General features: G+C 65.7%; 37 protein-coding genes. 35 read left to right on the top strand and 2 right to left on the bottom strand.

The genetic code is table 11. The features are described from left to right. The first annotated feature begins 417 nt into the window (after positions 1–417). The 4 genes from rpsL (at position 418) to tuf (ending at position 4774) form a co-directional block, all read left to right on the top strand. Positions 418–789, top strand: coding sequence for a 30S ribosomal protein S12 (gene rpsL, locus OTB20_RS38100; RefSeq protein WP_007265893.1), 372 nt, complete (start codon positions 418–420; stop codon positions 787–789). A gap of 2 nt (positions 790–791) precedes the next feature. Continuing rightward, positions 792–1262 carry a 30S ribosomal protein S7 gene (rpsG, locus tag OTB20_RS38105; RefSeq protein ID WP_267751584.1) on the top strand — a complete coding sequence of 157 codons (471 nt, stop codon included), beginning with the start codon at positions 792–794 and terminating at the stop codon, positions 1260–1262. A 39-nt stretch (positions 1263–1301) separates the two neighbouring features. Continuing rightward, positions 1302–3431, top strand: coding sequence for an elongation factor G (gene fusA / locus OTB20_RS38110; protein WP_267824523.1), 2130 nt, complete (start codon positions 1302–1304; stop codon positions 3429–3431). Positions 3432–3580: 149 nt separating this feature from the next. Beyond that, positions 3581–4774: an elongation factor Tu gene (gene tuf / locus OTB20_RS38115; RefSeq protein WP_267751582.1), complete on the top strand. Its 1194-nt coding sequence runs from the start codon at positions 3581–3583 to the stop codon at positions 4772–4774. Between the two features lie 159 nt (positions 4775–4933). On the opposite strand, the gene rfbC is transcribed toward tuf, so the two are convergent. Next, positions 4934–5533, bottom strand: a complete 600-nt coding sequence (gene rfbC, locus OTB20_RS38120; RefSeq protein ID WP_267824524.1) for a dTDP-4-dehydrorhamnose 3,5-epimerase — start codon at positions 5531–5533, stop codon at positions 4934–4936. Continuing rightward, positions 5530–6405, bottom strand: a complete 876-nt coding sequence (rfbA, locus tag OTB20_RS38125) for a glucose-1-phosphate thymidylyltransferase RfbA (RefSeq protein ID WP_267824525.1) — start codon at positions 6403–6405, stop codon at positions 5530–5532. The genes rfbC and rfbA overlap by 4 nt, the downstream gene beginning before the upstream one ends. Before the next feature lie 106 nt (positions 6406–6511). On the opposite strand from rfbA, the gene rfbB reads away from it, so the two are divergent. From rfbB to OTB20_RS38280, 31 genes are all read left to right on the top strand, one after another. Continuing rightward, positions 6512–7489: a dTDP-glucose 4,6-dehydratase gene (rfbB, locus tag OTB20_RS38130; RefSeq protein WP_267824526.1), complete on the top strand. Its 978-nt coding sequence runs from the start codon at positions 6512–6514 to the stop codon at positions 7487–7489. A 71-nt stretch (positions 7490–7560) separates the two neighbouring features. Further along, on the top strand, positions 7561–8430 hold the full coding sequence (gene rfbD / locus OTB20_RS38135; protein ID WP_420716582.1) for a dTDP-4-dehydrorhamnose reductase: 870 nt from the start codon (positions 7561–7563) through the stop codon (positions 8428–8430). Positions 8431–8895: 465 nt separating this feature from the next. Further along, on the top strand, positions 8896–9204 hold the full coding sequence (gene rpsJ / locus OTB20_RS38140; protein WP_003948644.1) for a 30S ribosomal protein S10: 309 nt from the start codon (positions 8896–8898) through the stop codon (positions 9202–9204). A 14-nt stretch (positions 9205–9218) separates the two neighbouring features. Further along, a complete protein-coding gene (rplC, locus tag OTB20_RS38145; RefSeq protein WP_112447750.1) occupies positions 9219–9863 on the top strand; it encodes a 50S ribosomal protein L3 in 645 nt (214 codons plus the stop codon). A 4-nt stretch (positions 9864–9867) separates the two neighbouring features. Next, the gene (gene rplD / locus OTB20_RS38150; protein WP_267751575.1) at positions 9868–10518 is read left to right on the top strand and encodes a 50S ribosomal protein L4; all 651 of its coding nucleotides are present in this window, start codon (positions 9868–9870) and stop codon (positions 10516–10518) included. Further along, positions 10518–10841 carry a 50S ribosomal protein L23 gene (gene rplW / locus OTB20_RS38155; protein ID WP_214946847.1) on the top strand — a complete coding sequence of 108 codons (324 nt, stop codon included), beginning with the start codon at positions 10518–10520 and terminating at the stop codon, positions 10839–10841. The genes rplD and rplW overlap by 1 nt, the downstream gene beginning before the upstream one ends. 39 nt (positions 10842–10880) lie before the next feature. After that, positions 10881–11717 carry a 50S ribosomal protein L2 gene (gene rplB, locus OTB20_RS38160; RefSeq protein ID WP_112447748.1) on the top strand — a complete coding sequence of 279 codons (837 nt, stop codon included), beginning with the start codon at positions 10881–10883 and terminating at the stop codon, positions 11715–11717. Positions 11718–11729: 12 nt separating this feature from the next. Then, entirely contained in the window at positions 11730–12011 is a 282-nt protein-coding gene (rpsS, locus tag OTB20_RS38165; RefSeq protein ID WP_112447747.1) for a 30S ribosomal protein S19, read from the top strand. Positions 12012–12054: 43 nt separating this feature from the next. Beyond that, complete coding sequence (gene rplV, locus OTB20_RS38170) at positions 12055–12402, top strand: 50S ribosomal protein L22 (RefSeq protein WP_267751662.1); 348 nt, start codon at positions 12055–12057, stop codon at positions 12400–12402. After that, positions 12402–13244: a 30S ribosomal protein S3 gene (gene rpsC, locus OTB20_RS38175; RefSeq protein WP_254387361.1), complete on the top strand. Its 843-nt coding sequence runs from the start codon at positions 12402–12404 to the stop codon at positions 13242–13244. Before rplV ends, rpsC begins: the two co-directional genes overlap by 1 nt. A 5-nt stretch (positions 13245–13249) precedes the next feature. After that, positions 13250–13669, top strand: coding sequence for a 50S ribosomal protein L16 (gene rplP, locus OTB20_RS38180; RefSeq protein ID WP_030026326.1), 420 nt, complete (start codon positions 13250–13252; stop codon positions 13667–13669). Next, on the top strand, positions 13669–13893 hold the full coding sequence (gene rpmC / locus OTB20_RS38185; protein ID WP_073912892.1) for a 50S ribosomal protein L29: 225 nt from the start codon (positions 13669–13671) through the stop codon (positions 13891–13893). Before rplP ends, rpmC begins: the two co-directional genes overlap by 1 nt. Continuing rightward, positions 13893–14174, top strand: a complete 282-nt coding sequence (rpsQ, locus tag OTB20_RS38190) for a 30S ribosomal protein S17 (protein WP_112447744.1) — start codon at positions 13893–13895, stop codon at positions 14172–14174. The genes rpmC and rpsQ overlap by 1 nt, the downstream gene beginning before the upstream one ends. Positions 14175–14298: 124 nt before the next feature. Further along, a complete protein-coding gene (rplN, locus tag OTB20_RS38195) occupies positions 14299–14667 on the top strand; it encodes a 50S ribosomal protein L14 (RefSeq protein WP_003956455.1) in 369 nt (122 codons plus the stop codon). 2 nt (positions 14668–14669) lie between these two features. Next, complete coding sequence (gene rplX, locus OTB20_RS38200) at positions 14670–14993, top strand: 50S ribosomal protein L24 (RefSeq protein ID WP_215023444.1); 324 nt, start codon at positions 14670–14672, stop codon at positions 14991–14993. Then, the gene (rplE, locus tag OTB20_RS38205; RefSeq protein ID WP_030388859.1) at positions 14993–15544 is read left to right on the top strand and encodes a 50S ribosomal protein L5; all 552 of its coding nucleotides are present in this window, start codon (positions 14993–14995) and stop codon (positions 15542–15544) included. The genes rplX and rplE overlap by 1 nt, the downstream gene beginning before the upstream one ends. Positions 15545–15549: 5 nt before the next feature. After that, on the top strand, positions 15550–15735 hold the full coding sequence (locus tag OTB20_RS38210; RefSeq protein WP_003956452.1) for a type Z 30S ribosomal protein S14: 186 nt from the start codon (positions 15550–15552) through the stop codon (positions 15733–15735). Between the two features lie 223 nt (positions 15736–15958). Beyond that, entirely contained in the window at positions 15959–16357 is a 399-nt protein-coding gene (gene rpsH, locus OTB20_RS38215; RefSeq protein WP_008739698.1) for a 30S ribosomal protein S8, read from the top strand. A gap of 20 nt (positions 16358–16377) precedes the next feature. After that, on the top strand, positions 16378–16917 hold the full coding sequence (rplF, locus tag OTB20_RS38220) for a 50S ribosomal protein L6 (protein ID WP_267824528.1): 540 nt from the start codon (positions 16378–16380) through the stop codon (positions 16915–16917). A gap of 2 nt (positions 16918–16919) precedes the next feature. Continuing rightward, positions 16920–17303, top strand: coding sequence for a 50S ribosomal protein L18 (gene rplR, locus OTB20_RS38225; protein WP_008739696.1), 384 nt, complete (start codon positions 16920–16922; stop codon positions 17301–17303). Between the two features lie 45 nt (positions 17304–17348). Next, complete coding sequence (gene rpsE / locus OTB20_RS38230; RefSeq protein WP_267824529.1) at positions 17349–17951, top strand: 30S ribosomal protein S5; 603 nt, start codon at positions 17349–17351, stop codon at positions 17949–17951. Next, entirely contained in the window at positions 17951–18133 is a 183-nt protein-coding gene (gene rpmD / locus OTB20_RS38235; protein WP_112447741.1) for a 50S ribosomal protein L30, read from the top strand. The genes rpsE and rpmD overlap by 1 nt, the downstream gene beginning before the upstream one ends. 1 nt (position 18134) lies before the next feature. Beyond that, entirely contained in the window at positions 18135–18590 is a 456-nt protein-coding gene (gene rplO, locus OTB20_RS38240) for a 50S ribosomal protein L15 (RefSeq protein WP_267824530.1), read from the top strand. A gap of 186 nt (positions 18591–18776) precedes the next feature. Beyond that, the gene (gene secY / locus OTB20_RS38245; protein ID WP_267751566.1) at positions 18777–20093 is read left to right on the top strand and encodes a preprotein translocase subunit SecY; all 1317 of its coding nucleotides are present in this window, start codon (positions 18777–18779) and stop codon (positions 20091–20093) included. After that, positions 20093–20740, top strand: a complete 648-nt coding sequence (locus tag OTB20_RS38250) for an adenylate kinase (RefSeq protein WP_267824531.1) — start codon at positions 20093–20095, stop codon at positions 20738–20740. Before secY ends, OTB20_RS38250 begins: the two co-directional genes overlap by 1 nt. Before the next feature lie 92 nt (positions 20741–20832). Beyond that, on the top strand, positions 20833–21684 hold the full coding sequence (map, locus tag OTB20_RS38255) for a type I methionyl aminopeptidase (RefSeq protein ID WP_267824532.1): 852 nt from the start codon (positions 20833–20835) through the stop codon (positions 21682–21684). 197 nt (positions 21685–21881) lie between these two features. Then, on the top strand, positions 21882–22103 hold the full coding sequence (gene infA / locus OTB20_RS38260) for a translation initiation factor IF-1 (RefSeq protein ID WP_014047798.1): 222 nt from the start codon (positions 21882–21884) through the stop codon (positions 22101–22103). Positions 22104–22177: 74 nt separating this feature from the next. Then, on the top strand, positions 22178–22291 hold the full coding sequence (gene rpmJ / locus OTB20_RS38265; RefSeq protein ID WP_003956441.1) for a 50S ribosomal protein L36: 114 nt from the start codon (positions 22178–22180) through the stop codon (positions 22289–22291). Positions 22292–22491: 200 nt separating this feature from the next. Next, entirely contained in the window at positions 22492–22872 is a 381-nt protein-coding gene (gene rpsM, locus OTB20_RS38270) for a 30S ribosomal protein S13 (RefSeq protein WP_008739674.1), read from the top strand. A 54-nt stretch (positions 22873–22926) separates the two neighbouring features. After that, on the top strand, positions 22927–23331 hold the full coding sequence (rpsK, locus tag OTB20_RS38275) for a 30S ribosomal protein S11 (protein WP_267751561.1): 405 nt from the start codon (positions 22927–22929) through the stop codon (positions 23329–23331). A gap of 163 nt (positions 23332–23494) precedes the next feature. Then, complete coding sequence (locus OTB20_RS38280) at positions 23495–24517, top strand: DNA-directed RNA polymerase subunit alpha (protein ID WP_267751560.1); 1023 nt, start codon at positions 23495–23497, stop codon at positions 24515–24517. The last annotated feature ends 32 nt before the right edge of the window (positions 24518–24549 follow it).

The raw sequence follows: 24549 nt of genomic DNA on the forward strand, positions 1-24549 counted from the left end.
GAGCAGGGGGTGGGGGAGAGGGGGGATGGTCCTGGTGGGGGCCCGAGGGCGAGGAGCCGCCGCGGGCCTCGGGGGCGGCGGCCTCCGTTTAGCACATGCGCACCACCACCGCACGTCGGAGGGGCCGCATCGGGGCCTCGGCCTTGTGGCGACTGGCCTGCGGGTACTTCGGCGTAGGGGGGCAGGGGCTTTTGTTTTGACCGGAGTGGATGCGGTGGGTACGCTCAGACCTTGTGCCTGGGGTGTGCCTGGGCTCCTGTGCGTGTCCATCAACCGCACTTGAGCCGTATCAGCCACCGCGATTCATGCGTTTCCACGCTTGCGTGGAGGTCCGCCGGATCCGACACACCCGACCGCGTGGGTCGGCAAATGTTCCAGGTTAGCTTCACTACACGGCACACAGAAACCGGAGAAGTAGTGCCTACGATCCAGCAGCTGGTCCGTAAGGGCCGGCAGGACAAGGTCGAGAAGACCAAGACCCCCGCGCTTGAGGCTTCGCCCCAGCGTCGCGGCGTCTGCACGCGTGTGTTCACGACTACCCCGAAGAAGCCGAACTCGGCGCTCCGTAAGGTCGCGCGTGTGCGTCTGACCTCGGGCATCGAGGTCACGGCCTACATTCCGGGTGAGGGACACAACCTGCAGGAGCACTCCATCGTGCTCGTGCGTGGTGGCCGTGTGAAGGACCTGCCGGGTGTTCGTTACAAGATCATCCGCGGTGCGCTTGACACGCAGGCTGTCAAGAACCGCAAGCAGGCCCGCAGCCGCTACGGCGCCAAGAAGGAGAAGTAGAAATGCCTCGTAAGGGCCCCGCCCCGAAGCGCCCGGTCATCATCGACCCGGTCTATGCATCTCCTCTGGTGACCTCGCTCATCAACAAGATCCTCATGAACGGCAAGCGCTCCACCGCCGAGCGCATCGTTTACGGCGCCATGGAAGGCCTCCGCGAGAAGACCGGCAACGACCCGGTCATCACGCTGAAGCGCGCGCTGGAGAACGTCAAGCCGTCGCTTGAGGTCAAGTCCCGCCGTGTCGGTGGCGCCACCTACCAGGTGCCGATCGAGGTCAAGCCGGGTCGTCAGTCGACCCTGGCCCTCCGCTGGCTCGTGGGTTACTCCCGCGCCCGTCGTGAGAAGACCATGACCGAGCGCCTCATGAACGAGCTGCTCGACGCCTCGAACGGTCTTGGCGCTGCCGTCAAGAAGCGTGAGGACACGCACAAGATGGCCGAGTCCAACAAGGCCTTCGCGCACTACCGCTGGTAGTCCAAACCCACATCGAGACCGAGAGAAGACTGAGCCGATATGGCTACCACTTCGCTTGACCTGGCCAAGGTGCGCAACATCGGCATCATGGCTCACATCGACGCGGGCAAGACGACCACCACCGAGCGCATCCTGTTCTACACCGGTGTGTCTTACAAGATCGGTGAAGTCCACGACGGCGCTGCCACGATGGACTGGATGGAGCAGGAGCAGGAGCGTGGTATCACCATCACGTCTGCCGCTACGACCTGCCACTGGCCGCTCGACGATGTTGACCACACCATCAACATCATCGACACCCCGGGTCACGTCGACTTCACCGTCGAGGTGGAGCGTTCGCTCCGCGTCCTCGACGGCGCCGTCACCGTCTTCGACGGTGTGGCCGGCGTAGAGCCGCAGTCCGAGACTGTCTGGCGTCAGGCGGACCGCTACGGCGTGCCGCGCATCTGCTTCGTCAACAAGCTGGACCGCACCGGCGCCGAGTTCCACCGCTGTGTCGACATGATCAAGGACCGCCTCGGTGCGGTTCCGATCGTCATGCAGCTCCCCATCGGCTCCGAGATGGACTTCCAGGGCGTTGTCGACCTGGTCACCATGAAGGCGTTCGTTTGGTCCGCCGAGGCGACCAAGGGCGAGATGTACGACATCGTCGACATCCCGGACACCCACAAGGAAGCCGCTGAAGAGTGGCACGCCAAGCTCGTCGAGACGGTCGCCGAGAACGACGACCAGCTCATGGAGCTGTTCCTCGAGGGCATCGAGCCCACCGCGGACCAGCTGCACGAGGCCGTGCGCCGCATCATCATCGGTTCCGGCAAGGGCGACGGCGCCACGATCACCGCGGTGTTCTGTGGCACGGCGTTCAAGAACAAGGGCGTTCAGCCCCTGCTCGACGCCGTCATCCGTTACCTCCCGTCGCCCCTGGACATCGAGGCCATCGAAGGCCACGACGTCCGGGACGCCGAGGTCGTCGTGAAGCGCAAGCCTTCGGACGAGGAGCCCCTTTCGGCTCTCGCGTTCAAGATCATGCGCGACCCGCACCTCGGTAAGCTCACCTTCGTCCGGGTTTACTCGGGCCGCCTGGAGGCCGGCACTGCGGTGCTGAACTCCGTCAAGGGCAAGAAGGAGCGCATCGGCAAGATCTACCGCATGCACGCGAACAAGCGTGAAGAGATCGCCGCGGTGGGCGCCGGTGACATCGTCGCCGTCATGGGCCTGAAGCAGACCACCACTGGTGAGACGCTGTGTGACGACAAGGCACCCGTGATCCTGGAGTCCATGGACTTCCCGGCTCCGGTCATCCAGGTCGCCATCGAGCCCAAGTCCAAGGGTGACCAGGAGAAGCTGGGTGTCGCCATCCAGTCTCTCGCGGAGGAGGACCCCTCCTTCCACGTTCACTCGGACGAAGAGACCGGTCAGACCATCCTCGGTGGTATGGGCGAGCTGCACCTCGAGGTGCTGGTCGACCGTATGAAGCGCGAGTTCAAGGTCGAGGCCAACGTCGGCAAGCCGCAGGTCGCTTACCGCGAGACGATCCGCCAGACGGTGGAGCGTCACGACTACACCCACAAGAAGCAGACCGGTGGTACCGGTCAGTTTGCCAAGGTGCAGATCGCGATCGAGCCGATCCTCGAGGCCGACGGTCCGGCGTACGAGTTCGTGAACAAGGTCACCGGTGGCCGCATCCCGAGGGAGTACATCCCCTCGGTCGACGCGGGTGCGCAGGAAGCCATGAAGTTCGGCATCCTCGCCGGCTACGAGATGACTGGCGTCCGCGTCATCCTTCTCGACGGTGGCTACCACGAGGTCGACTCCTCCGAGCTCGCCTTCAAGATCGCCGGTTCGCAGGCCTTCAAGGAGGCCGCGCGCAAGGCTTCTCCCGTGCTCCTCGAGCCGATGATGTCCGTTGAGGTCACCACGCCCGAAGAGTCCATGGGTGACGTGATCGGCGACATCAACTCCCGCCGTGGCCAGATCCAGGCCATGGAGGAGCGTCACGGTGCTCGCCTCGTGAAGGGCCTCGTGCCCCTCTCGGAGATGTTCGGCTACGTCGGAGACCTCCGCAGCAAGACCTCGGGTCGCGCCAGCTACTCGATGCAGTTCGACTCCTACGCCGAGGTTCCCCGGAACGTCGCTGAGGAGATCATCGCGAAGGCCAAGGGCGAGTAACTCTTCCGAGTACACGCTTTAGGCTTGTCACCGGAGCCTCTGGGGCAACAGGAGTAACCCTCCCGTTGCCCCCGGGGAACCGGCTATCCAGCAAAGATCACCTGGCGCCGATGAGTAAGGCGTACAGAACCACTCTCCAGGAGGACCCCGTGGCGAAGGCGAAGTTCGAGCGGACTAAGCCGCACGTCAACATCGGCACCATCGGTCACATTGACCACGGTAAGACGACCCTTACGGCCGCCATTACCAAGGTGCTGCACGACGCGTACCCGGACCTGAACGAGGCCTCGGCCTTCGACCAGATCGACAAGGCTCCCGAAGAGCGCCAGCGCGGTATCACCATCTCCATCGCGCACGTCGAGTACCAGACCGAGGCGCGTCACTACGCCCACGTTGACTGCCCCGGTCACGCGGACTACATCAAGAACATGATCACCGGTGCCGCGCAGATGGACGGCGCGATTCTCGTGGTCGCCGCCACCGACGGCCCGATGCCGCAGACCAAGGAGCACGTGCTCCTGGCCCGCCAGGTCGGCGTCCCCTCCATCGTCGTCGCCCTGAACAAGGCCGACATGGTGGACGACGAGGAGATCCTGGAGCTCGTCGAGCTCGAGGTTCGTGAGCTCCTGTCGGACTACGACTTCCCGGGTGACGACCTTCCGGTCGTCCGCGTCTCCGCGCTGAAGGCGCTCGAGGGCGACAAGGAGTGGGGCGAGAAGCTTCTCGGCCTCATGGCCGCCGTCGACGACTTCATCCCGACGCCCCCGCGTGACACCGAGCTGCCGTTCCTCATGCCCGTCGAGGACGTCTTCACGATCACCGGTCGCGGTACCGTCGTCACCGGCCGTATCGAGCGCGGTATCCTGAAGGTCAACGAGACCGTTGACATCATCGGTATCAAGGAAGCCAAGACCACCACCACGGTCACCGGCATCGAGATGTTCCGCAAGCTGCTCGACGAGGGCCAGGCGGGCGAGAACGTCGGTCTGCTCCTCCGTGGCATCAAGCGCGAGGACGTCGAGCGCGGCCAGGTCATCATCAAGCCGGGTTCGGTCACGCCGCACACCGAGTTCGAGGCCCAGGCCTACATCCTGTCGAAGGACGAGGGTGGCCGTCACACCCCCTTCTTCAACAACTACCGTCCCCAGTTCTACTTCCGTACCACGGACGTCACGGGTGTTGTCACCCTGCCGGCCGGCACGGAGATGGTCATGCCGGGCGACAACACCGAGATGACGGTCGCGCTGATTCAGCCGGTCGCCATGGAGGAGGGCCTCAAGTTCGCCATCCGTGAGGGTGGTCGTACCGTGGGCGCCGGCCAGGTCATCAAGATCACGAAGTAATTCGTGTTCTGACCTGGTAGCTCGTGCGAACGAGCACCATGTTTGACAGGAGGGCCCCTTCCCCGTCGTTCACGCGACGGGGAAGGGGCCCTTCGTCGTACCGGCCCGCGTGTGCCCGCCCGGCGCACGCGGCTCCGTACGCAGCTTCGTGTGCGGCGGCTACTCCACCCGCAGGGACCGCGTGAACTCGACGCAGGCGGCGTAGTCCGGCAGCAGGCCGGACGCCGCGGCGTCGGCCACCGAGGGGGCCGCCTCGTCGCGGGCGGACAGCAGCGGGACGTCCGCCGGCCATTCGATGCCCAGGCCGGGGTCGAGCGGGTGGACCGAGTGCTCCCCCGCCGGGTGGTACGTCTCCGAGCAGAGGTAGGACAGTGTGGCGTCGTCGCTCAGCGCACAGAAGCCGTGGCCCATGCCCTCGGGGATGTAGACGGCACGGCGGTCCACGTCGTCCAGCCGGACGCCCTCCCAGCGGCCGAAGGTGGGGGAACCGACCCGCAGGTCCACGATGACGTCCAGCAGGGCGCCGCGTACGCAGGTGAGGTACTTGGCCTGGCCGCGCGGGACGTCGGCGTAGTGGAGGCCGCGGACCACACCGCGCTGGGAGACCGAGAGGTTGGCCTGCGCCAGGTTCAGCGGGTGCCCGACGACCTCGGCGAGCCGGTCGAAGCGGTACCACTCCATGAACATGCCGCGCGGGTCGCCGTGCTGCTGGGGGGTGATCTCGAAGGCGCCCTCGATGGAGAGCTCGCGGAACTTCATCGCGCGGCCTCCTCTTCGAGCAGACCGATCAGGTAGTCCCCGTAGCCGCTCTTGGTGAGGGGCCCGGCCAGCGCGCGCAGCTGTGCGGAGTCGATGAGGCCCGCCCGCCAGGCGGCTTCCTCGATGCAGCCGATCTTGAGGCCCTGCCGCTCCTCTATCACGCGCACGAACTCCGAGGCCTGCACCATCGACACGAAGGTTCCCGTGTCGAGCCAGGCGGTACCGCGGTCGAGGACGGTGACGGTCAGTTCACCGGCCTGGAGGTAGGCGTCGTTGACCGCCGTTATCTCCAACTCGCCGCGGGCGCTGGGCTTCAGGCCGTGCGCGATCTCCACGACCCGGTTGTCGTAGAAGTACAGACCGGGCACGGCGTAACGGGACTTGGGGTGCTCCGGCTTCTCCTCGATGGAGATGGCCTGGCCGTCCTCGTCGAACTCGACCACGCCGTACGCCGTCGGGTCCGCCACCGGGTACGCGAAGACCCGGCCGCCCTTGGAGTCGGTGTGCTGCGCCAGGCGGGTGCCGAGGCCACTGCCGTGGAAGATGTTGTCGCCGAGGATCAGGGCGACGGAGTCGTCGCCGATGAAGTCGGCGCCGAGCACGAAGGCTTGGGCGATCCCCTCGGGGCGCTCCTGGACGGCGTACTCCAGCCGGACGCCGAACTGCGAGCCGTCGCCGAGCAGACGCTCGAACTGGTCGCGGTCGTCCGGGGTGGTGATGACGAGGATCTCGCTGATCCCGGCCATGACCAGCGTCGAGAGCGGGTAGTAGATCATCGGTTTGTCGAAGACGGGCAACAGCTGCTTCGACACGGCCCGCGTCAGCGGCCAGAGTCGGGATCCGGTGCCCCCGGCTAAGACGATTCCACGCATGCGGCCAACCCTCTGTGAGAGCAAAGAAGGGGTGCGGTCCGAGCCCGTGTCGGAGCGGCCGAACGACCTGGGGGCTGAGTAGGCGAGCGACTAGACTCTTCGTATTATGCGCATCCTTGTGACCGGTGGCGCCGGTTTCATCGGTTCAGAATTCGTCCGCCAGCAGCTCGGTTCGGACCCCGCGGCCGAGATCACCGTCTTCGACAAGTTGACGTATTCCGGTGTCGAAGCCAACCTCGCCCCGGTCGCCGGTCATGCCGGCTACTCCTTCGTCAAAGGCGACATCTGCGACGCCGAGGCCGTCGACCGAGTGATGCCCGGCCACGACGTCGTCGTGCATTTCGCGGCCGAGTCCCACGTGGACCGCTCGATCGCCGGCGCAGGCCCCTTCGTGATGACCAACGTGGTGGGTACCCAGGTCCTCCTGGACGCCGCCCGCAAGCACGGCGTCGGCCGCTTCGTGCACATCTCCACCGACGAGGTGTACGGCTCGATCAGCGAGGGCTCCTGGACCGAGGAGTGGCCCCTGGCGCCCAACTCCCCGTACTCCGCCTCGAAAGCCTCCTCCGACCTGCTCGCGCTGGCCTACGCCCGTACGCACGGCATGGACGTCGTGGTCACGCGCTGCTCGAACAACTACGGGCACCACCAGTTCCCGGAGAAGCTCATCCCGCTGTTCGTATCGAACCTGATGGACGGCAAGAAGGTCCCGCTGTACGGCAACGGCGGCAACGTGCGCGACTGGCTGCACGTCTCCGACCACTGCCGCGGCATCGACCTGGCCATGCGCAAGGGCCGCGGCGGCGAGGTCTACAACATCGGCGGCGGCGTCGAGCTCACCAACAAGGAGCTCACCGGCCTCCTGCTGGAAGCCGCCGGCCTGGGCTGGGAGATGGTCGAGCGCGTCGAGGACCGCAAGGGCCACGACCTGCGGTACTCCATCGACATCGGCAAGATCGGCTCCGAGCTCGGCTACACCCCGCAGGTCACCTTCGAAGAGGGCATCGCGGCGACCATCGACTGGTACCGCGAGAACCGCGCCTGGTGGGAGCCCCTGAAGGCCAAGGCGGCGCTGCGGAAGTGAGCGCCGCGGAGGCAGTCGAGGCGACCGACAACCCGGCCGGCGCGCGCTGGCTCGTCACCGGCGCCGCCGGCATGCTCGGCCAGGACGTCCTGGCCGTCCTCGAGGAGGCCCGCACCGAGGCCGTGGGCCTGCGCCGGAGCGATCTCGACATCACCGACCCGGCCGCCGTCCGGGCCTCGGTCGAGGGCGCGGCCGTGGTCGTGAACTGCGCCGCCTGGACCGACGTCGACGGTGCGGAGAGCGCGGAAGAGGCCGCCACCGCCGTCAACGGCACCGGTGTACGCGTCCTGGCCGAGGCCTGCGCCGCGGCCGGCGCCCGCCTGCTGCACGTCTCCACCGACTACGTGCTGCCCGGCGACGCCGCGCAGCCGTACGCCGAGGACTCCGCGACCGGCCCGGTCAACGCGTACGGCCGTTCCAAGCTGGCCGGCGAGCACGCCGTGGCCGAGCTGCTGCCACAGGACGGCTACGTGGTCCGCACCGCCTGGCTGTACGGCGAGCACGGCCCGAACTTCGTCGCCACCATGCTCAAGCTGGCCGCCCGGCGGGACACCCTGGACGTGGTCGACGATCAGCACGGCCAGCCCACCTGGTCCTACGCGCTGGCAACCCGCCTCGTCGAGCTCGGCCGGGCGGCCCTGGCGGGCCGCGCCCCCGGTGGGATCTACCACGGCACCGCGAGCGGCCGGACCACCTGGTTCGGACTGGCCCGCGAGACCTACCGGCTGAGCGGACTGGACCCCGAGCGGATCCGGCCCACCGGATCCGCCGCGTTCGTACGCCCCGCTGTACGTCCGGCGTTCAGCGTGCTCGCGCACGACCGCTGGGCCGAGGCCGGCCTGCCCCCGCTCGCCGACTGGCGCGAGCAGCTGGCGGGGGCCCTGGCACTGCCCGCCTTCGCGGCGCCGGAAGACGCGGACAGGGGCGGCGGCGCAGCCTGAAGCCACGCGCCGGGGCAAGGGGATCCCCGCAGCGTGGTGCAGTTTGACCACTCAGCGTGGCGGGGTATTCTCTTCCGCCCGATTGGCGCCATACGTGTCTCGTATGGCAGACTACTCAAGTTGCTCGGCTGAGTGCCGATGCTGCGCGCCTCCCGCCGGGAGGACCGGAAGCGAGTCCCACAGTACTCGTCGCCTTACCTGCCTCTCGGGGCAGCAATGGGGCGGACGTACGGGAATCTTCTGGGAAGTGTCAGCACGGCGCCTACCAGGTACTCGGGTGGTGTTTGCCCCCGATCTGCGGTCTTGGGACCGCGCCCCCTTGGACGAGGGAATTTCCGTATGGGAATTTTCTGTAGAGGGAGCGCGACACGCCCGACCGCGTGGGTCGGAGGGAAGCGGCGGAGTGATCCGCAAGCCGATCGGATACCAGAGCGTTTCCACAACAGACAGGACTACGGAGTAGCCATGGCGGGACAGAAGATCCGCATCCGGCTCAAGGCCTACGACCACGAGGTCATCGATTCGTCGGCGAAGAAGATCGTCGAGACGGTGACGCGCACTGGTGCGTCGGTCGCGGGCCCGGTGCCGCTGCCCACTGAGAAGAACGTGTACTGCGTCATCAAGTCTCCGCACAAGTACAAGGACTCGCGCGAGCACTTCGAGATGCGCACGCACAAGCGCCTGATCGACATCCTCGACCCGACGCCCAAGACCGTTGACTCGCTGATGCGCCTGGACCTTCCGGCCGGCGTTGACATCGAGATCAAGCTCTGAGAGGCACGGAGAAGATGGCAAAGCAGATCAAGGGCGTCCTGGGCGAGAAGCTCGGCATGACCCAGGTCTGGGACGAGAACAACCGTGTCGTCCCGGTGACCGTCGTCAAGGCCGGGCCCTGCGTCGTTACCCAGGTCCGCAAGAACGAAATCGATGGCTACGAGTCGGTCCAGATCGCCTTCGGCGAGATTGACCCGCGCAAGGTGAACAAGCCCCTCAAGGGTCACTTCGCCAAGGCTGACGTAACCCCGCGCCGCCACCTGGTGGAGCTCCGCACCTCTGACGCCAGCGAGTACACGCTCGGCCAGGAGATCACCGCTGCTGTGTTCGAGTCCGGCGTCAAGGTTGACGTCACGGGCAACAGCAAGGGCAAGGGCTTCGCCGGTGTCATGAAGCGTCACAACTTCAAGGGCCTCGGCGCCGGTCACGGCGTGCAGCGCAAGCACCGCTCCCCCGGTTCGATCGGTGGCTGCGCCACCCCTGGGCGTGTCTTCAAGGGCATGCGCATGGCCGGTCGTATGGGTAACGAGCGTGTCACCACCCAGAACCTGACCATCCACGCGGTTGACGCGGAGAAGGGTCTGCTCCTTATCAAGGGTGCGGTCCCCGGTCCGAACGGCGGCCTCGTCCTGGTCCGTACCGCGGCCAAGGGGGCTTGAGGTAATGAGCACCATTGACATCCTTTCGCCGGCAGGCGACAAGGCCGGTACCGTCGATCTCCCCGCGGAGATCTTCGACGCCAAGACCAGCATTCCGCTGATCCACCAGGTCGTTGTCGCTCAGCTGGCTGCTGCCCGTCAGGGCACGCACAAGACCAAGCGTCGTGGCGAAGTCCGTGGTGGTGGCCGCAAGCCGTACCGCCAGAAGGGCACCGGCCGCGCTCGCCAGGGTTCCACCCGCGCTCCGCAGTTCGTCGGCGGTGGCGTCGTCCACGGCCCGCAGCCGCGTGACTACTCGCAGCGGACCCCGAAGAAGATGAAGGTCGCCGCTCTCCGTGGTGCCCTGTCGGACCGTGCGCGCCACTCCCGCATCCACATCGTCACCGGTGTGGTCGAGGGTGCCGCCTCCACGAAGGCCGCGAAGACGCTGTTCGGCAAGATCTCGGAGCGCAAGAACCTGCTCCTGGTCGTCGACCGCGCCGACGAGGCCGCGTGGCTGTCCGCCCGCAACCTGCCCCAGGTGCACATCCTGGAGCCGGGCCAGCTGAACACGTACGACGTGATCGTCTCTGACGACGTGGTCTTCACTCAGGCCGCTTTCGAGTCCTTCGTGTCTGGCCCCAAGGCCGACGAGACCGAAGGGAGCGACGCCTGATGTCTGAGGCGACCGTTACCAGCAAGACCTTCACTGACCCGCGCGACCTGCTGATCAAGCCGGTTGTCTCGGAGAAGAGCTACGCGCTGCTCGACGAGAACAAGTACACGTTCATCGTCGCGCCGGGCTCGAACAAGACCCAGATCAAGCAGGCCGTGGAAGCGGTCTTCTCGGTCAAGGTCACCGGGGTCAACACGATCAACCGTCAGGGTAAGCGCAAGCGCACCAAGACCGGTTTCGGCAAGCGCGCGAACACCAAGCGCGCCATCGTGACCCTCGCTGAGGGCGACCGAATCGACATCTTCGGCGGCCAGGCCTCCTAACGGAGGTCTAGTCGTCCGGAATCGGACGAGGACTGAGAAATGGGTATCCGCAAGTACAAGCCGACGACCCCGGGCCGTCGTGGCTCCAGCGTCGCCGACTTTGTCGAGATCACGCGGTCCACGCCGGAGAAGTCGCTGGTTCGCCCTCTGCACAGCAAGGGCGGCCGTAACAACACCGGCCGGATCACTGTTCGCCACCAGGGTGGTGGACACAAGCGCGCCTACCGCGTGATCGACTTCCGTCGTCACGACAAGGACGGCGTGCCGGCCAAGGTCGCGCACATCGAGTACGACCCCAACCGCACTGCGCGCATCGCGCTCCTGCACTACGCCGACGGTGAGAAGCGCTACATCATTGCGCCGAAGAACCTGAAGCAGGGTGACCGGATTGAGAATGGCCCCACGGCCGACATCAAGCCCGGTAACAACCTGGCACTCCGCAACATCCCGGTCGGTACCACGATCCACGCGATCGAGCTCCGTCCCGGTGGTGGCGCGAAGTTCGCCCGCTCCGCTGGTGCCTCCGTGCAGCTGCTGGCGAAGGAGGGCACCATGGCCCACCTTCGTATGCCGTCCGGTGAGATCCGTCTCGTCGACGCGCGCTGCCGCGCCACCGTCGGTGAGGTCGGCAACGCCGAGCAGTCGAACATCAACTGGGGCAAGGCCGGCCGCATGCGCTGGAAGGGCGTTCGCCCCTCCGTCCGCGGTGTCGCGATGAACCCGGTCGACCACCCGCACGGTGGTGGTGAGGGTAAGACCAGTGGTGGTCGCCACCCGGTCTCCCCGTGGGGTCAGAAGGAGGGTCGTACTCGCTCGCCGAAGAAGGCTTCGAGCAAGTACATCGTCCGCCGCCGCAAGACGAACAAGAAGCGCTAGGAGCGGGTTTAGATGCCGCGCAGTCTCAAGAAGGGACCCTTCGTCGACGGACACCTCATTAAGAAGGTGGACGTTCAGAACGAAGCCGGTACCAAGACCGTCATTAAGACCTGGTCCCGTCGCTCGATGATCATCCCGGCCATGCTGGGTCACACCATCGCGGTGCACAACGGCAAGATCCACGTCCCGGTGTTCGTCACCGAGTCGATGGTCGGCCACAAGCTCGGCGAGTTCTCGCCGACTCGCACCTTCCGCGGCCACGTCAAGGACGACCGGAAGTCGAAGCGCCGCTAAAGGCGGGGTGGTTATGACTATGACTTACACCGAAGGGACAACCATGGAAGCCAGGGCCCAGGCGCGGTACATCCGCGTCACGCCCATGAAGGCCCGCCGAGTGGTGGACCTTATCCGTGGCATGGATGCCACGGAGGCTCAGGCGGTCCTGCGTTTCGCCCCGCAGGCCGCGAGCGTGCCGGTTGGCAAGGTGCTCGACAGCGCCATTGCCAATGCCGCACACAACTACAACCACCCGGACGCCAACACGCTGGTCATCAGCGAGGCGTACGTGGACGAGGGCCCGACCCTGAAGCGGTTCCGTCCGCGTGCACAGGGCCGTGCCTACCGGATCCGCAAGCGGACCAGCCACATCACCGTGGTCGTCAGCAGCAAGGAAGGTTCCCGGTAATGGGCCAGAAGGTAAACCCGCACGGGTTCCGGCTCGGCATCACCACCGACTTCAAGTCGCGTTGGTACGCCGACAAGCTGTACAAGGACTACGTCAAGGAAGACGTCGCCATCCGCAGGATGATGACGTCCGGCATGGAGCGCGCCGGCATCTCGAAGGTTGAGATCGAGCGCACCCGTGACCGCGTGCGTGTGGACATCCACACCGCTCGTCCGGGCATCGTCATCGGTCGCCGTGGCGCCGAGGCCGACCGCATTCGCGGTGACCTCGAGAAGCTCACGGGCAAGCAGGTGCAGCTGAACATCCTCGAGGTCAAGAACCCCGAGGTCGACGCTCAGCTCGTCGCGCAGGCCGTTGCCGAGCAGCTTTCCTCCCGCGTCTCCTTCCGTCGCGCCATGCGTAAGAGCATGCAGGGCACGATGAAGGCCGGCGCCAAGGGCATCAAGATCCAGTGTGGCGGTCGTCTCGGCGGCGCCGAGATGTCCCGCTCCGAGTTCTACCGCGAAGGCCGTGTGCCGCTGCACACCCTCCGCGCGAACGTGGACTACGGCTTCTTCGAGGCCAAGACCACCTTCGGCCGTATCGGTGTGAAGGTCTGGATCTACAAGGGCGACGTCAAGAACATCGCCGAGGTTCGCGCCGAGAACGCTGCGGCCCGTGCGGGTAACCGCCCGGCCCGTGGTGCCGCAGGCGCTGGCGACCGTCCCGCCGGCCGTGGTGGCCGTGGTGGCGAGCGCGGCGGCCGTGGTGGCCGCAAGCCGCAGCAGGCTGCTGGTGTCGAGGCCCCCAAGGCCGACGCTCCCGCCGCCGCTCCGGCCGAGAGCACCGGAACGGAGGCCTGACCGACATGCTGATCCCTCGTAGGGTCAAGCACCGCAAGCAGCACCACCCGAAGCGCCGCGGTATGGCCAAGGGCGGTACTGAGGTCTCGTTCGGCGAGTACGGCATCCAGGCGCTTACCCCGGCCTACGTGACGAACCGCCAGATCGAGGCGGCTCGTATCGCGATGACCCGCCACATCAAGCGTGGCGGCAAGGTCTGGATCAACATTTACCCGGACCGTCCCCTGACGAAGAAGCCTGCCGAGACCCGCATGGGTTCCGGTAAGGGTTCTCCCGAGTGGTGGATCGCGAACGTGCACCCGGGCCGGGTCATGTTCGAGCTGTCCTACCCGAACGAGAAGATTGCTCGTGAGGCGCTCACCCGCGCTGCTCACAAGCTTCCGATGAAGTGCCGGATTGTTCGGCGCGAGGCAGGTGAGTCGTGATGGCGACGGGAACCAAGGCGTCCGAGCTCCGTGAGCTCGGCAACGAGGAGCTCGTTGGCAAGCTGCGCGAGGCCAAGGAAGAGCTGTTCAAGCTGCGCTTCCAGGCGGCCACGGGTCAGCTGGAGAACAACGGCCGGCTCAGGTCCGTCCGTAAGGACATCGCTCGCATCTACACCCTGATGCACGAGCGTGAGCTCGGTATCGAGACGGTGGAGAGCGCCTGATGAGCGAGAAGAACGTGACTGAGACGACTGACCGAGGCTTCCGCAAGACCCGTGAGGGTCTCGTCGTCAGCGACAAGATGGACAAGACCGTCGTCGTCGCTGTCGAGGACCGCGTGAAGCACGCGCTGTACGGCAAGGTCATCCGCCGTACGAACAAGCTCAAGGCTCACGACGAGCAGAACGCTGCCGGCGTCGGCGACCGCGTCATCATCATGGAGACGCGTCCGCTGTCGGCGAGCAAGCGCTGGCGCATCGTCGAGATCCTCGAGAAGGCCAAGTAATTATCTGAGGCCCTGGGCATCACGCCCAGGGGCCCCTCAGGTTCGTTCCGCCAGGCTCGGTGGGGGCGGTAGCTCTTCGGAGTGATGCCCCCGCCGGGAACCGGCAGACAAACAGGAGATAGACGTGATCCAGCAGGAGTCGCGACTGCGTGTCGCCGACAACACTGGTGCCAAGGAGATCCTTTGCATCCGTGTTCTCGGTGGCTCCGGGCGCCGCTACGCGGGCATCGGTGACGTGATCGTTGCCACCGTCAAGGACGCGATCCCCGGTGGCAACGTGAAGAAGGGTGACGTCGTCAAGGCTGTCATCGTTCGCACCGTGAAGGAACGCCGCCGCCAGGACGGCTCGTACATCCGCTTCGACGAGAACGCCGCCGTCATTCTGAAGAACGACGGCGACCCTCGTGGCACCCGTATCTTCGGCCCGGTGGGCCGTGAGCTGCGCGAGAAGAAGTTCATGAAGATCATCTCGCTCGCGCCGGAGGTGCTGTAAGCATGAAGATCAAGAAGGGCGACCTGGTTCAGGTCATCACCGGTAAGGACAAGGGCAAGCAGGGCAAGGTCATTCTGGCCATCCCTACTGAGAACCGTGTCCTCGTCGAGGGTGTCAACCGGGTCAAGAAGCACACCAAGGCCGGCCAGACCGCTGGTGGCTCGCAGACCGGTGGCATCGTGATCACCGAGGCGCCGATCCACGTCAGCAACGTTCAGCTGGTTGTGGAGAAGGACGGCCAGAAGGTCGTTACCCGCGTCGGTTTCCGCTTCGATGACGAGGGCAACAAGATCCGCGTTGCCAAGCGGACGGGTGAGGACATCTGATGGCTACCACTCCGCGTCTCAAGACGAAGTACCGCGAGGACATCGCGGGCAAGCTGCGTGAAGAGTTCTCCTACGAGAACGTCATGCAGATTCCCGGCCTCGTGAAGATCGTGGTCAACATGGGTGTGGGCGACGCCGCCCGCGACTCCAAGCTGATCGACGGCGCCATCAAGGACCTGACGACGATCACCGGTCAGAAGCCGGCCGTCACGAAGGCCCGCAAGTCCATCGCGCAGTTCAAGCTGCGCGAGGGTCAGCCGATCGGCTGCCACGTCACCCTCCGCGGTGACCGCATGTGGGAGTTCCTGGACCGTACGCTGTCGCTCGCGCTGCCGCGTATCCGTGACTTCCGTGGTCTGTCGCCGAAGCAGTTCGACGGCCGTGGCAACTACACCTTCGGTCTCACGGAGCAGGTCATGTTCCACGAGATCGACCAGGACAAGATCGACCGTACCCGGGGTATGGACATCACCGTGGTCACCACGGCGACCAACGACGATGAGGGCCGCGCCCTCCTTCGTCACCTCGGCTTCCCCTTCAAGGAGGCGTAAGCGAGATGGCGAAGAAGGCTCTCATCGCGAAGGCTGCCCGTAAGCCCAAGTTCGGTGTGCGTGCGTACACCCGCTGCCAGCGCTGCGGTCGCCCCCACTCCGTGTACCGCAAGTTCGGCCTGTGCCGCGTGTGCCTTCGTGAGATGGCTCACCGTGGCGAGCTGCCGGGCGTGACCAAGAGCTCCTGGTAATTCCCTCTCGTCCGCAAGGACTTGGGAACTTCCAGGCACTCTCGGTAAGCATCTGGTCGGCGGATGCCCGGCCGCGCATGCCTTAGGCTTGTGTGGTTGGGCGTCCGCCGCCCATAACGACTTACTACGCCGTAGGTCCCCGCACCGCACCCGTCCCGCCACTGAGTGGGGAGAGGGATGGCGCATACAGGAAACCCCGGCGAGAGAGGCCGAAGGCCACTTCATGACCATGACTGACCCGATCGCAGACATGCTCACGCGTCTGCGTAACGCTAACTCGGCGTACCACGACTCCGTCGTGATGCCGCACAGCAAGATCAAGTCGCACATCGCGGAGATCCTCAAGCAAGAGGGTTTCATCACCGGCTGGAAGGTCGAGGATGCCGAGGTCGGCAAGAACCTCGTCCTCGAGCTGAAGTTCGGGCCGAACCGTGAGCGCTCCATTGCGGGCATCAAGCGGATCTCGAAGCCCGGTCTGCGCGTGTACGCGAAGTCCACCAACCTGCCTAAGGTGCTCGGCGGCCTGGGCGTGGCGATCATCTCCACGTCCCACGGTCTGCTCACCGGCCAGCAGGCAGGCAAGAAGGGCGTAGGTGGGGAAGTCCTCGCCTACGTCTGGTAGTCGGGAACGGAGGAAAAGCAATGTCGCGAATCGGCAAGCTCCCCATCCAGGTTCCCGCCGGTGTGGACGTCACCATCGATGGCCGCACGGTCGCGGTGAAGGGCCCCAAGGGTTCCCTCTCGCACACCGTCGCTGCGCCGATCGAGATCGTCAAGGGTGAGGACGGCGTTCTCAACGTCACCCGCCCCAACGACGAGCGTCAGAACAAGGCCCTGCACGGCCTGTCCCGCACGCTGGTGGCGAACATGATCACCGGCGTGACCGCGGGATACGTCAAGGCTCTCGAGATCAGCGGTGTCGGTTACCGCGTCGCCGCGAAGGGCTCCACCCTGGAGTTCCAGCTTGGCTACAGCCACTCCATCGTGATCGAGGCGCCCGAGGGCATCTCCTTCAAGGTCGAGTCGCCCACCAAGTTCTCGGTCGAGGGCATCGACAAGCAGAAGGTCGGCGAGGTCGCCGCCAACATCCGCAAGCTGCGGAAGCCCGACCCGTACAAGGCCAAGGGTGTCAAGTACGCCGGCGAAGTCATCCGCCGCAAGGTCGGAAAGGCTGGTAAGTAGCCATGGCATACGGTGTAAAGATCGCCAAGGGCGACGCGTACAAGCGTGCCGCCAAGGCCCGACGCCACATTCGCATCCGCAAGAACGTCTCGGGTACGGCGGAGCGTCCGCGCCTCGTCGTGACGCGTTCCAACCGCAACATCGTTGCTCAGGTCATCGACGACCTCCAGGGTCACACCCTGGCGTCCGCGTCGACCCTGGACACCTCGATCCGCGGTGGCGAAGGCGACAAGAGCGCCCAGGCCCAGGCCGTCGGCGCGCTCGTCGCCGAGCGTGCCAAGGCTGCGGGTGTCGAGACCGTCGTGTTCGACCGCGGTGGCAACCGATACGCCGGGCGCATTGCCGCTCTGGCTGACGCCGCCCGCGAAGCCGGGCTGAAGTTCTAAGCCCCGGTTCCGGGACTCACGGACGTAACAGAGAGAGGTAATCCAATGGCTGGACCCCAGCGCCGCGGAAGCGGTGCCGGTGGCGGCGAGCGGCGGGACCGGAAGGGTCGCGACGGTGGCCCTGCCGCCGAGAAGACCGCTTACGTTGAGCGCGTTGTCGCGATCAACCGCGTCGCCAAGGTAGTCAAGGGTGGTCGCCGCTTCAGCTTCACCGCGCTGGTCGTGGTGGGCGACGGTGACGGCACTGTAGGTGTCGGTTACGGCAAGGCCAAGGAAGTTCCCGCGGCCATCGCCAAGGGTGTCGAGGAAGCGAAGAAGTCCTTCTTCAAGGTTCCCCGCATCCAGGGCACGATTCCTCACCCGATCACGGGCGAGCGTGCTGCGGGCGTCGTGCTTCTGAAGCCGGCCGCCCCCGGTACCGGCGTTATCGCCGGTGGCCCGGTGCGCGCCGTTCTGGAGTGCGCCGGCGTTCACGACATCCTGTCGAAGTCGCTCGGCTCTTCCAACGCGATCAACATCGTGCACGCGACCGTGGCGGCCCTCAAGGGCCTGCAGCGTCCCGAGGAGATCGCGGCTCGCCGTGGTCTGCCCCTCGAGGACGTCGCTCCCGCGGCTCTGCTTCGTGCACGTGCCGGGACGGGTGCGTAATGGCTCGCCTCAAGGTCACGCAGATCAAGTCGTACATCGGCAGCAAGCAGAACCACCGCGACACGCTGCGTTCGCTCGGGCTCAAGCGCCTGAACGACGTCGTCGTCAAGGAGGACCGCCCCGAGTTCCGCGGAATGGTTCACACCGTCCGCCACCTCGTGACGGTTGAGGAGGTTGACTAACATGGCTGAGAACAGCCCGCTGAAGGCCCACAACCTCCGTCCCGCCCCCGGTGCCAAGACCGCGAAGACCCGTGTCGGTCGTGGTGAGGCGTCGAAGGGTAAGACGGCTGGTCGTGGTACCAAGGGCCAGAAGGCCCGTTACCAGATCCCGGTGCGCTTCGAGGGTGGGCAGATGCCCCTCCACATGCGTCTGCCGAAGCTCAAGGGCTTCAAGAACCCGTTCCGCACCGAGTTCCAGGTCGTGAACCTGGACAAGCTCGGCGCTCTCTACCCCGAGGGTGGAGAGGTCACGGTGGCCGACCTGGTCGCCAAGGGCGCGGTTCGCAAGAACAGCCTCGTCAAGGTCCTGGGCCAGGGCGAGATCTCCGTGGCGCTGCAGGTTTCGGTTGACGCCGTTTCCGGCTCCGCCAAGGAGAAGATTGCCGCCGCTGGTGGCTCTGTGACCGAGCTCGTCTAAGACGAACTCAGTGACAAATAGCTAGAAACCCGACCGGGGGTGCCTCACATATGGGGCATCCCCGGTTGGTCGTTCCCCGGGAGGTGCAGACGCCGGTATGGTGGCCTGCACCTTTGCTTGTAAACATTCGTAGATCCCTCAGACCGTCACCTCTGACGCAGTAGCGCGGGGGTCGCAGGAGGCACCGTGCTCACCGCGTTCGCCCGGGCGTTCAAGACGCCCGACCTGCGCAACAAGCTGCTCTTTACGCTCGGCATCATCGTGCTGTATCGGCTCGGGTCCCATGTACCGGTCCCCGGCGTGAGCTACGTGAACGTTCAGATCTGTGTTGACCAGGCGTCCGGCCAGAGCGGCGGATTGTTCGGCCTCGTCAACATGTTCAGCGGCGGTGCGCTGCTGCAGATCACGATCTTCGCGCTCGGCATCATGCCCTACATCACGGCGAGCATCATTCTGCAGCTGCTGACCGTGGTCATCCCGAAGCTGGAGAACCTCAAAAAAGAGGGTCAGTCCGGCACGTCGAAGATCACTCAGTACACGCGCTATCTGACGGTCGCGCTCGCGATCCTGCAGGGAACCGGCCTCGTCGCCACGGCCCGCAGCGGCGCCCTCTTCCAGGGCTGCACGGTCAAGGACCAGATCGTTCCGGACCGGTCGATCTTCACCACCGTCGTCATGGTGCTCACCATGACCGCCGGCACCTGCCTCGTGATGTGGCTCGGTGAGCTCATCACCGACCGCGGCATCGGCAACGGCATGTCGATCCTGATGTTCATCTCGATCGCCGCCGGCTTCACCGGCGCCCTCTGGCAGATCAAGCTCCAGGGCAAGATCGCGGACGGCTGGGTCGAGTTCGGCGTGGTCATCCTGGTCGGCCTCGCGATGGTGGCCCTCGTGGTCTTCGTCGAGCAGGCGCAGCGTCGGATCCCGGTCCAGTACGCGAAGCGCATGATCGGCCGCCGTGCGTACGGCGGCACGTCGACGTACATCCCGCTCAAGGTGAACCAGGCCGGTGTCATCCCGGTCATCTTCGCCTCGTCGCTGCTGTACATCCCGGCGCTGATCGTCCAGTTCAGCGGTTCCACCGCCGGCTGGGCCAACTGGATCCAGAAGCACTTCGTCAAGGGCGACCACCCGTACTACATCGCGACCTACTTCCTCCTGATCGTTTTCTTCGCGTTCTTCTACGTGGCGATCTCGTTCAACCCCGAGGAAGTTGCAGACAACATGAAGAAGTATGGTGGGTTCATCCCGGGCATCCGCGCCGGTCGGCCCACCGCCGAGTACCTCAGTTACGTACTCAACCGGATCACCTGGCCGGGGTCGCTGTACCTGGGTCTCATCGCTCTTGTGCCGACGATGGCGTTGGCAGGCTTCGGGGCGAACCAGAACTTCCCGTTCGGCGGGACGAGCATCCTGATCATCGTGGGTGTGGGTCTGGAAACCGTGAAGCAGATCGAGAGCCAGCTCCAGCAGCGTAATTACGAAGGGTTCCTCCGCTGATGCGAATCGTCCTCGTCGGACCGCCCGGTGCGGGCAAGGGAACGCAGGCGACCGTGCTTGCCAAGACCCTCTCCATCCCGCACATCTCCACGGGCGACCTGTTCCGGGCCAACATCAGTCAGGGCACCGAGCTGGGCCGGCGCGCCAAGGCGTTCATGGACGCGGGTGACCTCGTCCCGGACGAGGTGACCATCAGCATGGCCAAGGACCGCATGGAGCAGGCCGACGCCGCCGGCGGCTTCCTGCTCGACGGCTTCCCCCGCAACGTGTCGCAGGCCGAGGCCCTCGACGTGATGCTGAAGGCCGAGGGCATGAGCCTCGACGCCGTCCTCGACCTGGAGGTCGAGGAGGACGAGGTCGTCAAGCGCCTCGCCGGTCGCCGTACCTGCCGCAACGACAGCTCGCACATCTTCCACGTGGCCTACCGGCCGCCGAAGGTCGAGGGCGTCTGCGACATCGACGGCGGCGAGCTGTACGTGCGCGAGGACCAGACCGAGGATGCCGTGCGCAACCGGCTGGACGTCTACCACACGCAGACCGAGCCGATCATCGACTACTACAAGGCCCAGGGCCTCGTGTCGACGATCCCGGCGCTGGGTGAGGTCAAGGACGTCACGAAGCGCGCGATGGACGCCCTGAAGAAGTAGCTCCCCCGTAGTGCAGCCACGGCCGCGGTGTCCCCAGGACGCCGCGGCCGTACTGTTGAGAAGACCCGAACCCGAAGGTGGAAGGCCCGTCCATGGTGCAGATCAAGACCCCCGAGCAGATCGTGAAGATGCGCGAGGCGGGACTGGTCGTCGCGGCGATCCACGCGGCGACCCGTGAGGCGGCCGTGCCGGGCGCCACGACACGGGACCTGGACATGGTGGCCCGCAAGGTCATCGCGGACGCCGGTGCGAAGTCGAACTTCCTCGGCTACGGCGGGTTCCCCGCGACCATCTGCACCTCGGTCAACGAGGTGGTCGTCCACGGCATCCCCGACGACAAGACGGTCCTCAAGGACGGGGACATCATCTCGATCGACGCCGGCGCGATCGTCGAGGGCTGGCACGGCGACGCCGCCTACACGGCCTTCGTGGGCTCTGGGCACGCTCCTGAGCTCGTGGAGCTCTCCCGGGTGACCGAGGAGTCCATGTGGGCCGGGATCGCCGCCATGAAGCTCGGCAACCGCCTCGTGGACATCTCGAAGGCGATCGAGACCTACATCAAGCGGCAGCCGCGTCCGTCCACGGGCGAGCACAGCCTCGGCAAGTTCGGGATCATCGAGGACTACGGCGGCCACGGCATCGGTTCCGAGATGCACATGGACCCGCACCTGCTGAACTACGTCTCGCGCAAGCGTGGCAAGGGCATCAAGCTCGTCCCGGGCCTGTGCCTGGCGATCGAGCCGATGGTCTCCCTGGGCACGGCCCAGACGGAGGTCCTGGCGGACGACTGGACGGTCATCACCACGGACGGGACCTGGTCCTCGCACTGGGAGCACTCCATCGCACTGACCGAGGAGGGGCCGATCGTGCTGACCTCCCCGGACTGCGGCAAGGCGAAGCTGGCCGAGTACGGAGTGTCCACGGCGCCGGATCCGCTGGGCTGATCCGCCGGACCGTGCAGGGCCGGCCCGGCTGGGACGACCGGTATGGGCAGGATTGATGATCTATCCTGTAGGGCACACTTTCCGGATTCGTCTTTCAGTGGGCCCTGACGTAGACTGACTCGTCGGCTCCTTTGCACCTGCATGTCCTCATGCGGAGGCGGGGAGCTGATCAAGGTAGCCGATTCGAAAGGCGAAGCGTGGCCAAGAAGCAAGGTGCCATCGAAATCGAGGGCACCGTGATCGAGTCCCTCCCGAACGCGATGTTCCGGGTGGAACTCCAGAACGGTCACAAGGTCCTCGCGCACATCAGCGGCAAGATGCGCATGCACTACATCCGCATCCTCCCTGATGACCGGGTCGTCGTGGAGCTCTCTCCGTACGACCTGACGCGTGGCCGGATCGTCTACCGATACAAGTAGATCTTGTCGTCACTCCCGTCCGGACGTCTTGTCCCGGCGCGGGTGGTGGCACTGACCCGGAGAACCTCACCAACATGAAGGTCAAGCCGAGCGTCAAGAAGATCTGCGACAAGTGCAAGGTGATCCGCCGTCACGGTCGGGTCATGGTCATCTGCGACAACCTGCGCCACAAGCAGCGCCAGGGCTGACGCACGCCGACCGACCTGCACTACGCAGTTCTTCGCGCGACGTAAGTAAACGTACATACGTAGAACCCGCCCAGTCCTGACCAGGACCGGCGGCACCTCCGGCGGGGGCCGGGGACCCGGACGTACCACCACCCAAAAGGTGTGGTCGGCGGTCGGGGTTCGGTTCTGCGGAAGACCCCCGAACACACAGGAGCCATTGAATGGCACGCGTTTCCGGTGTTGACATCCCGCGCGAAAAGCGTGTGGAGATCGCACTTACCTACGTCTTCGGTGTCGGTCGCACCCGGTCCAAGGAAATCCTTGCGGCCACCGGTGTGAACCCCGACACCCGCGTTCGTGACCTGGCCGAAGAGGACCTGGTCAAGATCCGCGAGTACGTGGACGCCAACCTCCGCACCGAGGGTGACCTCCGCCGCGAGATCCAGGCTGACATCCGCCGCAAGGTCGAGATCCAGTGCTACCAGGGTATTCGCCACCGTCGTGGCCTGCCCGTGCACGGTCAGCGCACCAGCACGAACGCTCGTACCCGTAAGGGCCCGCGTCGCGCGATCGCCGGTAAGAAGAAGCCGGGCAAGAAGTAGTCCTGTTCAGCGGTCTTGCGCTGTAGGACCGACCACCTCCCGTAGGAGATTTAGATGCCCCCCAAGGGTCGTCAGGGCGCTGCCAAGAAGGTGCGCCGCAAGGAAAAGAAGAACATCGCTCATGGGCACGCCCATATCAAGAGCACGTTCAACAACACCATCGTCTCGATCACGGACCCCGCGGGCAACGTGATCTCCTGGGCCTCCGCCGGCCACGTCGGCTTCAAGGGCTCGCGCAAGTCCACCCCCTTCGCCGCGCAGATGGCCGCCGAGTCGGCTGCCCGTCGCGCGCAGGAGCACGGCATGCGCAAGGTCGACGTCTTCGTCAAGGGTCCCGGCTCCGGCCGTGAGACCGCGATCCGCTCCCTCCAGGCCACTGGCCTCGAGGTCGGCTCGATCCAGGACGTCACCCCCACCCCGCACAACGGCTGCCGTCCGCCGAAGCGCCGCCGCGTCTGACGCAGCGGACGCACTTGTGCGTTCTTGAGTGTTCGGGCGGTACGAACCCCTCGCGGGGGACGTACCGCCCGTACCCTTGTAGTCCGCAGTCCCGTGCACACATCTGTCGGGGCCGCGTCCGTCGGGCGTCAAATAGTGGGCGTCCACGAATGAAGGAATCACCATGCTTATCGCTCAGCGCCCCTCGCTGACCGAAGAGGTCGTAGACGAGTACCGCTCGCGGTTCGTGATCGAGCCGCTCGAGCCGGGCTTCGGCTACACCCTCGGCAACTCGCTGCGCCGTACGCTCCTGTCCTCGATCCCGGGTGCCGCTGTCACCAGCATCCGCGTGGACGGCGTCCTGCACGAGTTCACCACCGTGCCGGGTGTCAAGGAAGACGTCACCGACATCATCCTCAACATCAAGCAGCTGGTCGTCTCCTCGGAGCACGACGAGCCGGTCGTGATGTACCTGCGCAAGCAGGGTCCCGGCCTGGTCACCGCTGCCGACATCGCGCCCCCGGCCGGTGTCGAGGTGCACAACGCGGACCTGGTCCTCGCCACGCTCAACGGCAAGGGCAAGCTGGAGATGGAGCTGACCGTCGAGCGCGGTCGCGGCTACGTCTCCTCCGTCCAGAACAAGCAGGTCGGCCAGGAGATCGGTCGTATTCCGATCGACTCCATCTACAGCCCGGTCCTCAAGGTCACCTACAAGGTCGAGGCGACCCGAGTCGAGCAGCGCACCGACTTCGACAAGCTGATCGTCGACGTCGAGACCAAGCAGGCCATGCGCCCGCGCGACGCCATGGCGTCCGCGGGCAAGACCCTGGTCGAGCTGTTCGGTCTGGCCCGCGAGCTCAACATCGACGCCGAGGGCATCGACATGGGCCCCTCGCCGACGGATGCGGCCCTGGCCGCCGATCTGGCGCTGCCGATCGAGGAGCTCGAGCTCACCGTTCGGTCGTACAACTGCCTCAAGCGTGAGGGCATCCACTCCGTGGGTGAGCTCGTTGCCCGCTCCGAGGCCGACCTGCTCGACATTCGCAACTTCGGTGCGAAGTCGATCGACGAGGTCAAGGCGAAGCTGGCCGGCATGGGCCTGGCCCTCAAGGACAGCCCGCCCGGATTCGACCCGACCGCCGCCGCCGACGCCTTCGGCGCCGATGACGACGCGGACGCCGGTTTCGTCGAGACCGAGCAGTACTAAGAAACTTTCCCGGGGCGTCCGCCCCGGGGGAA

Source organism: Streptomyces sp. H27-H1, from assembly GCF_026627445.1.
Classification (GTDB): Bacteria; Actinomycetota; Actinomycetes; order Streptomycetales; family Streptomycetaceae; genus Streptomyces.